Source organism: Paenibacillus solisilvae (assembly GCF_042656405.1).
Taxonomy (GTDB): Bacteria; Bacillota; Bacilli; order Paenibacillales; family Paenibacillaceae; genus Paenibacillus_Z; species Paenibacillus_Z solisilvae.
In genome coordinates, this window is the sequence record NZ_JBHSOW010000076.1 from 76,596 (window position 1) to 88,186 (window position 11,591).

Annotated in this window: 10 protein-coding genes; 1 reads left to right on the forward strand and 9 read right to left on the reverse strand. The window is 51.0% G+C overall.

The window, feature by feature from the left end; translation table 11 throughout:
• The 9 genes from ACFPYJ_RS20560 to ACFPYJ_RS20600 form a co-directional block, all read right to left on the reverse strand.
• The gene (locus tag ACFPYJ_RS20560) at positions 1-1,092 is read right to left on the reverse strand and encodes a DUF1648 domain-containing protein (RefSeq protein WP_379190087.1); all 1,092 of its coding nucleotides are present in this window, start codon (positions 1,090-1,092) and stop codon (positions 1-3) included.
• Positions 1,089-1,490 (reverse strand): GntR family transcriptional regulator, encoded by a 402-nt coding sequence (locus ACFPYJ_RS20565; protein WP_379190088.1) that lies wholly within the window; start codon positions 1,488-1,490, stop codon positions 1,089-1,091. The genes ACFPYJ_RS20560 and ACFPYJ_RS20565 overlap by 4 nt, the downstream gene beginning before the upstream one ends.
• Positions 1,491-1,697: 207 nt before the next feature.
• Positions 1,698-2,552, reverse strand: a complete 855-nt coding sequence (locus tag ACFPYJ_RS20570) for an inositol monophosphatase family protein (RefSeq protein ID WP_379190089.1) — start codon at positions 2,550-2,552, stop codon at positions 1,698-1,700.
• Positions 2,553-2,644: 92 nt separating this feature from the next.
• Positions 2,645-3,466: a sulfite exporter TauE/SafE family protein gene (locus tag ACFPYJ_RS20575; RefSeq protein ID WP_379190090.1), complete on the reverse strand. Its 822-nt coding sequence runs from the start codon at positions 3,464-3,466 to the stop codon at positions 2,645-2,647.
• Positions 3,467-3,567: 101 nt separating this feature from the next.
• A complete protein-coding gene (locus ACFPYJ_RS20580) occupies positions 3,568-4,593 on the reverse strand; it encodes an NAD-dependent epimerase (RefSeq protein ID WP_379190091.1) in 1,026 nt (341 codons plus the stop codon).
• Between the two features lie 107 nt (positions 4,594-4,700).
• Positions 4,701-5,717 (reverse strand): UV DNA damage repair endonuclease UvsE, encoded by a 1,017-nt coding sequence (uvsE, locus tag ACFPYJ_RS20585; protein WP_379190092.1) that lies wholly within the window; start codon positions 5,715-5,717, stop codon positions 4,701-4,703.
• Complete coding sequence (locus ACFPYJ_RS20590; protein ID WP_379190093.1) at positions 5,714-6,031, reverse strand: hypothetical protein; 318 nt, start codon at positions 6,029-6,031, stop codon at positions 5,714-5,716. The genes uvsE and ACFPYJ_RS20590 overlap by 4 nt, the downstream gene beginning before the upstream one ends.
• A gap of 52 nt (positions 6,032-6,083) precedes the next feature.
• Positions 6,084-7,217, reverse strand: coding sequence for a D-alanine--D-alanine ligase (locus ACFPYJ_RS20595; protein ID WP_379190094.1), 1,134 nt, complete (start codon positions 7,215-7,217; stop codon positions 6,084-6,086).
• Positions 7,218-7,262: 45 nt separating this feature from the next.
• The gene (locus ACFPYJ_RS20600) at positions 7,263-8,423 is read right to left on the reverse strand and encodes an amidase domain-containing protein (RefSeq protein WP_379190095.1); all 1,161 of its coding nucleotides are present in this window, start codon (positions 8,421-8,423) and stop codon (positions 7,263-7,265) included.
• A gap of 343 nt (positions 8,424-8,766) precedes the next feature.
• Here ACFPYJ_RS20600 and acnA point away from each other — a divergent pair, with 343 nt between their 5' ends.
• Positions 8,767-11,487 carry an aconitate hydratase AcnA gene (acnA, locus tag ACFPYJ_RS20605; RefSeq protein WP_379190096.1) on the forward strand — a complete coding sequence of 907 codons (2,721 nt, stop codon included), beginning with the start codon at positions 8,767-8,769 and terminating at the stop codon, positions 11,485-11,487.
• Positions 11,488-11,591 lie beyond the last annotated feature (104 nt).

Below are 11,591 nucleotides of genomic sequence, written 5' to 3' on the forward strand. Positions count from 1 at the left end.
CTACAGAATCTCCGTTATAACAATAATTCCAATCGGAATGGCTAGAATCCCGACCAAGACCAACCATCCCAGAGGATGACCCATATTAATCGTCCAGCCTACCCCGAAGCGCTTGGCAACGAACAATGACGGATCTTCTTTGTTGGAATAGAAGGCTCCGCCACCCTTCCAGTGCTGCTCTTCCGTGTCGGAGGTGAAGTCGCTCTGCGCAATTCCTTTGCGGTTTAAGTACAGGATATGAAGGATGAGACTTGCCATAATCGCTACAGGCAGCGCGGACGTAATGACTTTAAGAGTCTGTAAGGACCAATCATATAACATCGTGGCCTGAATGTAGCTGAGCAGCAAAATAATGACCAGTGACAAGTAATAAAGAAACAAGGAGGTGGCGAAGCGGAACCGCCGCTGCTTCTCCATCGACTTCGCTGCCTCATTCGGATTAAGCTGCTGCTTCGCTATGCGAATAATCGTGTTCGTGAACAAGAAGATGCAAGTCATGAACAATTGAATAATATTCAGCATGAACACCGAACCGAAGCCTTTGCTGGAGACTCCATCCGGCTCAAAGCTGCCGTTATAGTGGGTGATTATTGTCGCAGGAATTCGATCCCACAGCAGAACAGCGAAGAAGACCGATATCCCGGCCAGAATAACATGCACCGTATACCAGGCACTGCTTATCGTCAGTTTACCGCTTCGGAAGCTCAAGCTGACGACTCTTCGCGAATCTGCCGTCCGTTCCCAGCCCTTCCCCGCTTTGAGGCGGATTGCAGCGCTTCTACCTTGCTGCATGGCCAGCAGATTACCGATAATCTGCACGATCAGTGCCGCAGGCGCTGCGGCTTCCATCTCCCCATCCCGCAGCCAGCTTAACAGCACGGCTGCCGCAAGACCAATTACGCTGACTAATATGGCATTGCTTACATACCTGCGCTTAATAGAGGCAGCTTCAGGATCTTCCGAAGCTTCATCCGGAATATGAACACCAAACAGCATCCGCTTACTGCCTATGACAGGCATAACGGTCAATAACGCTCCAACACTGAGGTAAGTCGCAAATAGGGAAAATAAGGCCCATCCCCCGATATTCATTCCAGATAATCCCCTTTCTTCGTTAAATCTCTTCGGTAAATGGCAATGCAGGCATCTGCAAATTCCTTCTCAGTCATGCCTCTGACTATCGCTTCGGCCGCAAGCGATCTTAGCTGCAGGTGCATGCTATCGAGGAAGGACTCGGATACCCTAGGCATGCCATCAGGCGTGACAATGACCCCTCTCTTCCGGTGTACCTGCAGGAATCCTTCTTGCTTTAACGCTTGATAGGCTTTATTAACGGTATGCAGATTAATGCTTAAATCCGAAGCCAAGCTTCTCACAGAGGGCAGCGGATCACCGGGCTGCAGTACTCCTGAGGCGATGCCTTCGATGATCTGTTGGGCAATTTGTGTATAGATTGGCACATCCGATTGTAAATCAAGCTCTAGAAACAAGAGTCTCATACCTCCTAACGTCTGTGTGTACGTAACTATGCATGCAGGAACATCGAGCATTCCGCGCTTTAAATCTATCTGTTATATTCCGACTATAACAAATAGATGAACAAAAGAAAAGAACGTCTTTTTATCATCGGATTCCAGTGATAAAAGAAACGTTCCATCTATTTTTGCCCGCATTGATCAGGGATCTGATTCCCGCCGCTAGACGTCTGATTCAGCCTTCTCAAGAACCTTAACAAAGGCTTCGTGAATATGTCCATTGGACGCTGCCGCATGCCGCACGCCAAGATGATAGGGATTACCTTTGGTGTCGGTTACTTGCCCGCCGGATTCCGTCACAAGCAGAGCGCCTGCTGCCAGGTCCCATGAATTGAGGCCATACTCCCAGAAACCGCTCAACCGGCCAGCTGCAACATACGCCATATGTAGCGCTGCTGAGCCGCCTGATCGGATATTGCGTACTTGCGGTACAAGTGCCTGCAGACCTCTCATGTTGATAGGAAGCGCATAGTTTGGATCCGCTGGGAAGCCGGTTGCAAGCAGGCTGTCCCGAAGCGTCTGCTCTTCAGAAACCTGTGTGCGGCGTCCGCGCACGTAAGCGCCTTTGCCCTTCTCTGCAACGAACAGCTCGTCCCGTATCGGATCATATACAACGCCGACAATAACTTCGCCTTTATGCGCAAGCGCGATGGATACGGAGAAGAACGGGAAGCCGTGCACGAAGTTGGTCGTCCCATCGACGGGATCTACGACCCATAGATATTCGGCATCTCTTACACTCTGCAGGGCACGGTCCGAAGCTTCCGGTCCCGGCTCGACGCCTTCCTCGCCTAAGAACGAATGATGCGGGAAATGAGTCTGCACTAAATTGCGTATCATCGTTTCCGCACCCTTGTCAACTTCAGTGACAAGATCTTGAGCGGAATATTTTAACGAAAGACTTGTATGGTTACCCAGCTTGGTTTTGATCCATTCGCCTGCTTTCGACGCACTATTAATGGCGACTGCGGTAAAGCTTTTTCCCCCAACTGCCGGAACTTCATTCTGGTCACTCATGGCCTATCACACTACTTTCCTATCTCGTTTAGTTGTTCTACTATACGTCAGCCACCCGGCAAAGTTTCGCCCGAATTGTCAGCATGCCTGTGTTAAAGCTTCGTGAAGCCTTCAATAATTAACTCGGAGGAGAGCAGTATCAGCGTTAGACGGAGCAGCCACATCAGCCCTTTTCCCGTCATTTTGCTTGCGATCCTGGCCCCTATCCGGCCGCCAAACCATGCTCCGGGAATTAGTGCGAGCACAATCCACAGATTGATTTCTCCCAAAGCGGCATGGACGCCGCTCCCCAGAATGGAGGATAGGAAAATAACAAACATAGAGGTGGCCGTCGCCACATGCGGCGGAAAACGGAAAAGCAGCACCATCACGGGTACAAATAAGGATCCGCCGCCGATTCCGAAGAGCCCCGAAACCATGCCGACACAGAAACCGATCATGAGCGCGGGCAGAATTGCATATCCGTAGGTATGTACATGGCCTTCCTCATCAGTATAGGTCCGCCTGATCGGCCACTGCCTCGTTATCGGTTTCAAATGATCACGCGCAACCAGCAGGCCCGCCATAAGAAGCATGAAGATGCCGAAGATCAGCTGGAAAACGCCGTTATGCAGATGACCCGTCAGGGCAGAGCCAATCATCGCTGCCGGACCGCTCGTTATAAATAACAGCCATCCGCTGCGATAATCAACCCGTTTCTTCTTGGTATAAGAAAGTGTCGAGGCAAGCGCTGTCACGATTAATACCGCAAGCGACGTGCCGACTGCAACAGGGTGGTCAATCTCCTCTCCGGTCAGCCTGGATCCGAGAAGAATCAAGGAGGGGACAATGATAATGCCGCCGCCAAGTCCCACGATACTTCCGAATATAGAAGCAGCAAAGCCAAGAAATAAGAGAAAAACAAGCTCTAGCATGTCTGGACCTTCTTCTTAGGGCAGAGGCTTGAGCGCGAATGAATTCGGCTCGATCATGACCGCCCTTTTATTTTACTCCAACTTGCCTTTAGTTTAAAGGGTTACAATGGATGGCGCTGCTTACCATAATAGGATAAATACCAATCCACGAATTTGGGAATGCCCTCTTCAATTGAAATGCGCGGCTCATAACCAACCGCTTGGCGCAGCTTGTCGATCTCTGCATAGGTCTCATAGACATCCCCGGGCTGCATCGGTTCCCAGTCAATAACCGCCTTACGGCCGAGCGCCCGCTCCAGCACAGTAATATACGCCATCAGCTCTATAGGCCTATTATTGCCTAAGTTATAAATTCGATAAGGGGCATAGCTTGTTGACGGGTCAGGCCGCTCGCCATTCCAGTCCGGGTCGCCATGCGGCGCTTCCGGAATAAGCCTCATCATACCTTCAACAATATCATCAATATAGGTAAAATCGCGCTTCATCCGCCCCTCATTGAATACCGTTATCGGCTCACCCGCAAGAATGGACCTTGTAAACTTGAACAGCGCCATATCCGGCCGCCCCCACGGTCCATACACCGTAAAAAACCGCATGCCCGTTACTCTCATATTGAATAAATGGCTGTATGAATGGGCCATCAGCTCATTGGTTCTTTTCGTTGCTGCATAGAGGCTGACGGGATGATCGGCCGGGTCGGATTCCGCAAAGGGCTTCTTCGTATTGGCGCCGTATACGGAGCTTGAAGATGCATACAGCAGATGGCGAATTTCATAGTTGCGGCAGGCTTCAAGCACATTCAGGAACCCCGTCACATTCGCATCTATATACGCACGGGGATCAACGATACTATGTCTTACTCCCGCCTGTGCAGCGAGATGAAGCACGGTCTCAGGCCGATGCTTCTCGAATATATCATCCATCGCCTTCTGGTCTTCAAGCGCAGCCTGAACGAATGTGAACCCCTCCATCTCCAGCAGCTGCTGCAGCCTTGACCGCTTCAAAGAGGCGTCATAATAATCATTCAAATTATCAAGGCCAATGACCGCCCCTCCCTCGGCAAGCCACCTTCTCGCCGCATGATAGCCAATGAAGCCCGCACATCCTGTTACCAGCAACGCTTGCATGATTCGTCCTCCTGTCCTTAAACAGAGCATGGCTCGTGCTTGCCTGATTCACTCCGTTTATAAAAAAAGAACTGCTATTATAGCAGTTCTTCCCCTAATCTAAGCTTCTACACCTCGATACTCGCACCGTCCAACATTCGAATGCTTTCGCCCCTTGCCTGAAGCTCGCGGAACTCATCCATCAGCTTGAATAGGGCAGCATCCTTTTGCTTGGCCTCAAGCATACAATCCAGCCTGTCCACTGAACCTGCGGTCTCCTTCAGAAACCGAAACAGCGGTTCGACCTCCACATGATCGGCATGTCCGCGCGGATCCTTCCCGCTCTTGGGGCTGGACACATGAAGCTTCGGCGGAAGCACGGCGAAAGCGGCAGCATCAGAATCTGCATCTGACCTTGGCTTCCATGTCTTCAGAATACGGGGCCACAGCTCACCGTAAAGCGATGCATCCGTCTCATCGCCGTCATTCACCGCATGATGGTGAATATCGAGCACCATGGGGGTGCCAGCAGCCTCAGCAGCTGCAAGCGTTTCACGCGCTGTGAAGGTTTTATCATCATTTTCAAGTGTAACCCGGTTCTTAAACTTATCCTCCAGTTCGCCGAACTGCCTGATAAACCGCTCTGCAGACGTAGGCTTGTCCCCATAAGCGCCGCCGACATGGATGTTGCACTTGGCCGTTTCATCCAGACCCATCGCATCCAGCATACGCAAATGATAAGCAAGATCATCCTTGGACTTTGACAGCACTTCCGGCCGGGGCGTACTAAATACGCAGAAGTGATCCGGGTGAAAGGACACCCTCATCTGCTTCTCCTTCACGAACCGGCCAATGTCCGAGAATCCTTCCTGCAGATATTCCCAAGGGAGCCAGTCCTTCAGCTCGTCATGCGTTGCCAGCGGTATGAGCTTGGAGGAGAAACGGTATACCTTAATATCATGCGCATAGCAATGCCGCAGCAATCGCAGCGTGTTCTTCAAATTCTCTTCAGCCGTACGCTCCAGCTTGCGCAGAGCTGCTTCACGGTCATTCAGCTTCGAAAAGGCAGCAAATGTCATCGTGCGGGAAGGCGAAGCGTTCTCGAGCAGCATACTCATTGCGACAAAGCCGAAGCGGACAATCATTCCTTGTCCCCGAAGAACATCTCGAACGCGAGCGCGGTTTGCACGCGCGCTTCTTCCTCCGTCAGCTTCCGGACAAGCTCCATTTCCACCTGCGTAATTTCTTCACCTTGGAAGTTGATTTCGGCGATGGACACCAGAATGCGGACAATCGCTATCGCTTCGTTATCCGGTGTATAGGCGATCACCTTCTGTCCCGTCGGATAGACGCGAAAGCCGGCTTTGACCATTTTGCCGCGGCCGTATTCGAGAAGCTCGTACAGCTCTTGGGCAGATTTGAATTTACAGACCGAGTTAAATTCCGTTGCGAATCCCATCGAACTTACCTCCGTTACTATAAATGATATCGAATGAGGATAATCCGGTCCGTCAGACCGGATCTCCAGCGCCGTAATCGATCCGCTGCTTCTGTGCATGGCGGTCAATGGCAAGGCCAATCAGGGTATCCAGCAGCTCTGCATATGACACGCCGCTTTCTCTCCACATAAGCGGATACATGCTGTAAGGCGTGAAACCCGGCATCGTATTCACTTCGTTAATGAACAGCTGACCATCCTCTTTGCGCATGAAGAAATCAACCCGGGACAAACCCGAGCCGTCAATGGACAGGAATGCGCGAACAGCCATCTCACGAACCGCTTCCGCAGTTTCGGCCGGAATATTCGCTGGAATATGCATTTCAGACTTGCCGTCTGTATATTTTGCCTTGTAGTCATAGAATTCACTCGAAGATGTAATTTCACCGGGCAGTGAAGCACGCGGATCATCATTGCCAAGAACGCTGACCTCAATCTCACGGGCATCCACGAACTCCTCAACGATGACTTTGCGGTCATACCGCAGCGCGAATTTCACGCCGGCAATCAGTTCTTCCCTATTGCGCGCCTTGGAAATTCCCACACTCGAGCCCAGGTTAGCCGGCTTAATGAAGCAAGGATACCCTAGTGCTACCTCAATCTCCATAATGAAGAAGGCCGGATCCTTATCCCACTGGGTCCGGTTAAAGTGCCGGTAAATCACCTGCGGGAGCCCCTCTTGGGCGAATACTTTTTTCATTGTAATCTTATCCATACCGACCGCCGAAGCTAATACCCCGGCTCCAACGTAAGGGATGTTCGCCATCTCCAGCAAGCCTTGAATCGTTCCGTCCTCGCCAAACGTGCCGTGCAGGAGCGGAAATACTACATCAATGGTTTCGTTAATGGCCCCAGTGCCGCTGCTTATTGCAGGTGCCTGATCGGCTAAACCGTTAAATACCGGCATAAGTGCTTCTGTTCCGGAAGTTGCATTGCCCCCTGAGAGTCTGAGCAGCTCCAATCCCTCCGGCGGTGCCAGAAGAACAGTACCCGCGCGCCATTCGCCTGCTTTGGTAATATAGAAAGGTTTAATTTCGTATTTGGTATAATCAAAAGCCTTCATGACTGCAAGCGCTGTTTGGAGCGACACCTCATGCTCGCCCGAACGCCCACCGTACACGAGTCCAACGCGCACTTTGTCCCCCATAGTTAAATCCTCCGGTTACGTATAAATTTCCCCGCATGTATCAGGTTAAAACTCATCTGGAATATGAAAAAACCGGTATCTGGTCTGCTCAGTCCAAGCATACGAATCCTGATAGTCCCAGTATCGATGCCGGCTTGGCACGGTATTGGCATTCACAAGAGGCATTCCCGAAGCATCAAAAGCGGTCACGACCGTACTATGCTGGAACCGGTTATCCCCGCCCCAATCATAGATAATGATATCGCCTAAAGCTAATTGATCCGCTGAGCTGACAACGGTTGCCCGAAGTCCGTTATGACGCGGAGCCGATAAATAGTTCTGCAGCGCATTGGCCACAGCCCAGCTGTAGCTCCAGTTCTCACGTCCGCCGGTTCTGCCCCGATACCACCAGCCCAAATCCCTCCTACCAGTATAAGTCATCGGCGCGTTGCCTGCAAAGAGGCACTGAGACACATAGTTCGTACAGTTCACATCAAAATTCTCATAGGCCGGATTTTCTTCATTCCACCATCTGTCCGCATAAGCAGCCACCAAATCGCGGCGGTACCGGGTTCCGGCGCGATTATGTTTGAAATGCGGCAAAACATCATAATTTATATAAGGTAAAGATTGCGGCTTGCCTAGATCAGCCTGATCCTGTTCATAACCTGGCAGCAGGGGGGCAAAAGAATCCGAGATGCTGTATCTTGGGCGTCTTTCGGAAACAATAGGTTCAATACGGGTAATGCGGTATTTCGCGCCGTCTTGGGCAAGCCATAGCCTTTCCCGGTCGCAGCGCTCCTCCGTGTAGGTACGGCCCTTCTGCTCCATGATGCGCTTGGTGCGAAGCTCAATCAGCACTGTCACTTCGGAAAGCGATCCGGATTCACTGACGCGGAGCAGCTCCGCGCTCGTCTCGCTCCGCTCAGGAAGCGCACCTCGAAGCAGCTCCTGCTCACGAAGCCTGGCGAGCCGTCCGCTGAAACGGGACAAGTGATCCCGGTCTGTGACGAGCTCTTCGAATGCGGGGGCATAACGGTCAATTTCAGATTGATTGTACAGCTTTACGTAAGCATGAACGGCTGCCTTCCATCCGGTAAGCTCCGGTTCTTTGGGCTTTGGAGTTGCGGCGGCTGCAGGTGCGGAGCTGCGGACTGCCGGGCGGCTTGGCTTTACGCCTGATCCGCTACCTGCTCCTTTGCCTGATTTCATTCCTATTCGCGGCATGGTCTTACCTCCCTGCTAATGTAGTCGGGGTTCTCCGTGCATGCAAAGTTGGTTCATTATATGAGCCATAGAAGGAATTCATGTAACATTTGAAAATCGCCAGTACGGCCGCGGGCTGAGAACGATTTTCAACTAGAGCAGCAGCGTCAGCTTTTAGGCAAGAAAAGAGTCCAAAATCAAAAAATAACAGTCATGAAGGTGATATTTGCACTTTCTTATCTCGCCAAAAACCGCTATACTAAAGGTACGACGATTTTTGAAATTGTGTTTCACAGAATGAAACACAACGACCTTTTTTCGATCATTATTGGAAACCTATAGCCATAAGGAGGCGCAAATTGTAATGACTAAGCAAAACGATTATTCAGTCCGCGAAACACTTGATGTCGGCGGCAAGCCATTCGTATACTACCGACTATCCGGACTAGAGGAGCAGGGACTTGGCCAGATCTCCAAACTTCCTTTCTCCATCAAGGTACTCCTTGAGGCTGCTATCCGCCAATTCGACGGACGCGCAATCACAAGCGACCATGTTAAACAGCTGGCAACGTGGGCTGATGGCCGCGAGGATAAAGAAATCCCGTTCATTCCAGCACGTATCGTGCTTCAAGATTTCACAGGCGTTCCGGTTGTTGTCGATTTGGCAGCAATGCGCGACACCGTTAAGAAATCGGGCGGCGATCCTAAACAAATCAATCCGCTCGTACCTGTTGACCTTGTAATCGACCACTCCGTTATGGTTGATGCTTTCGGTACACCGGAAGCACTTGAATATAACATGGACATCGAGTTCAAGCGTAATGGCGAGCGCTACCGTTTCCTTCGCTGGGCACAAACCGCATTCGACAACTTCCGTGCCGTACCGCCGGGTACAGGTATCGTCCACCAAGTTAACTTAGAGTACTTGGCATCTGTTGCCGCAACCAAAACAAAAGACGGCGAAACCGTCGTTTATCCGGATTCCCTTGTAGGTACGGACTCCCATACTACTATGATCAACGGTCTTGGCGTCGTTGGCTGGGGCGTTGGCGGTATTGAGGCAGAAGCGGGTATGCTCGGACAACCGCTTTACTTCGTTACTCCTGAAGTTATCGGCTTCCGCTTGACAGGCAGCCTGGCTGAAGGCGCAACAGCAACTGACCTTGCACTTACCGTTACACAAATTCTGCGTAAAAAAGGCGTTGTCGGTAAATTCGTCGAGTTCTTCGGTCCCGGCCTTTCCAATATCAGCCTTGAAGACCGCGCTACGGTTGCTAACATGGCTCCTGAGTACGGCGCAACTGTCGGTTACTTCCCGGTTGATAATGAAACATTGAACTTCCTGCGTAATACCGGCCGTACAGAGGAGCAAATCGCTCTTGTTGAGGCTTACTATAAAGCACAAAACATGTTCCGTTTCGACGATACGCCGGAGCCAACGTTCTCCGATATCGTAGAGCTGGATTTGTCCACAATCGTACCTTCCCTGGCTGGGCCAAAACGTCCGCAGGACCGCGTCGAGCTGACTGCTATGAAGGAGTCCTTCAACAACATCCTCCGCACACCGATTGACAAAGGCGGATACGGACTCTCCGATAATAAGATCGAAGAAACGGTTGAAGTGAAACACAATAATGGCGCCGTTAGCAAAATGGGAACAGGTGCGGTCGTAATCGCTGCGATCACAAGCTGTACCAACACATCCAACCCAAGCGTAATGCTCGGAGCGGCCCTTGTTGCTAAAAAAGCCGTCGAACGCGGCCTGAAAAAACCGGCTTACGTGAAAAGCTCCCTGACACCGGGTTCCCTCGTTGTTACGGAATATCTCAAAAAAGCAGGTCTTATGGAATCGCTTGAAGCGCTTGGATTCCACGTGGCCGGCTATGGCTGCGCTACTTGTATCGGTAACTCCGGTCCATTGCCGGACGAAGTAAGCAAAGCGATTGCGGATAACGATATGACCGTTGCTGCCGTTCTCTCCGGTAACCGTAACTTTGAAGGCCGTGTTCATGCTCAAGTTAAAGCGAACTACCTGGCTTCACCGCCGCTTGTTGTTGCTTATGCTCTTGCAGGTACGGTTAACATTGACCTGTCTGCCGATCCAATCGGTTATGACACGAACAACCAGCCGGTGTTCCTGAAAGACATCTGGCCAACTTCGAAGGAAATTGCGGATGCTATTTCTCTTGCAATGAGCCCGCAGATGTTCCGTGACAAATACGAGAATGTCTTCACGCAAAACGAGCGCTGGAATGCCATTGACGTACCGGAAGGCGAAAGCTATGAGTGGGATGATAAATCCACTTACATTCAAAATCCGCCATTCTTCGAGAACCTTGGTCCTGATGTGGAAGACATCGCTGACATCAAAGGTTCAAGCGTACTTGCTTTACTCGGCGATTCCGTCACGACTGACCATATCTCTCCAGCAGGTAACATCAAGAAAGACAGCCCTGCCGGTGAATATCTCACGAAGCATGGCGTGGATTATGTAGACTTCAACTCGTACGGCTCACGCCGCGGTAACCATGAAGTTATGATGCGCGGCACATTCGCCAACATCCGTATCCGTAACCAAGTGGCACCGGGCACAGAAGGCGGCGTAACTACTTACCTGCCTACTGAAGAAGTGATGTCCATCTACGATGCATCGATGCTGTATCAGAAAAAAGGAACGAACCTTGTCGTTCTTGCCGGTAAAGAATACGGCACAGGCAGCTCCCGTGACTGGGCGGCTAAAGGTACATTCCTGCTTGGCGTCAAAGCGGTCATCGCTGAGAGCTTCGAGCGTATTCACCGCTCCAACTTGGTAGGTATGGGCGTTCTGCCTCTTCAATTCCAAGAAGGAACCGGCTGGAAAACACTGAACATTACAGGCCGTGAGAAATTCGACATCGTTGGTCTTAGCAACGGCGTGCAGCCTGGTCAAACGGTTCAAGTCATCGCAACCCGCGAAGACGGCACAAGCTTCGAATTCCCAGCGATCGTGCGTCTGGATTCCATGGTTGATGTAGACTACTACCGCAATAGCGGTATCCTGCAAACCGTACTCCGTCAAATGATTGCCGCTAACAACAGCAAATAAGCTTACTCAAGTAAAAAAGCTATTCCGCAGGCCGATGTGGTATTATCCCCTTCAAGTAGACACTCAGAAAAAAAACCTTATGGTACCATAAGGAATGAGTGAAC

What these genes read in the sequence shown, in the direction of transcription:
- ACFPYJ_RS20560 (WP_379190087.1), bottom strand. Translation starts at nt 1,092, where the DNA reads ATGAATATCGGGGGATGGGCCTTATTTTCCCTATTTGCGACTTACCTC.
- acnA (WP_379190096.1), top strand. Translation starts at nt 8,767, where the DNA reads ATGACTAAGCAAAACGATTATTCAGTCCGCGAAACACTTGATGTCGGC.
- ACFPYJ_RS20600 (WP_379190095.1), bottom strand. Translation starts at nt 8,423, where the DNA reads ATGCCGCGAATAGGAATGAAATCAGGCAAAGGAGCAGGTAGCGGATCA.
- ACFPYJ_RS20575 (WP_379190090.1), bottom strand. Translation starts at nt 3,466, where the DNA reads ATGCTAGAGCTTGTTTTTCTCTTATTTCTTGGCTTTGCTGCTTCTATA.
- uvsE (WP_379190092.1), bottom strand. Translation starts at nt 5,717, where the DNA reads ATGATTGTCCGCTTCGGCTTTGTCGCAATGAGTATGCTGCTCGAGAAC.
- ACFPYJ_RS20590 (WP_379190093.1), bottom strand. Translation starts at nt 6,031, where the DNA reads ATGGGATTCGCAACGGAATTTAACTCGGTCTGTAAATTCAAATCTGCC.
- ACFPYJ_RS20580 (WP_379190091.1), bottom strand. Translation starts at nt 4,593, where the DNA reads ATGCAAGCGTTGCTGGTAACAGGATGTGCGGGCTTCATTGGCTATCAT.
- ACFPYJ_RS20570 (WP_379190089.1), bottom strand. Translation starts at nt 2,552, where the DNA reads ATGAGTGACCAGAATGAAGTTCCGGCAGTTGGGGGAAAAAGCTTTACC.
- ACFPYJ_RS20595 (WP_379190094.1), bottom strand. Translation starts at nt 7,217, where the DNA reads ATGGGGGACAAAGTGCGCGTTGGACTCGTGTACGGTGGGCGTTCGGGC.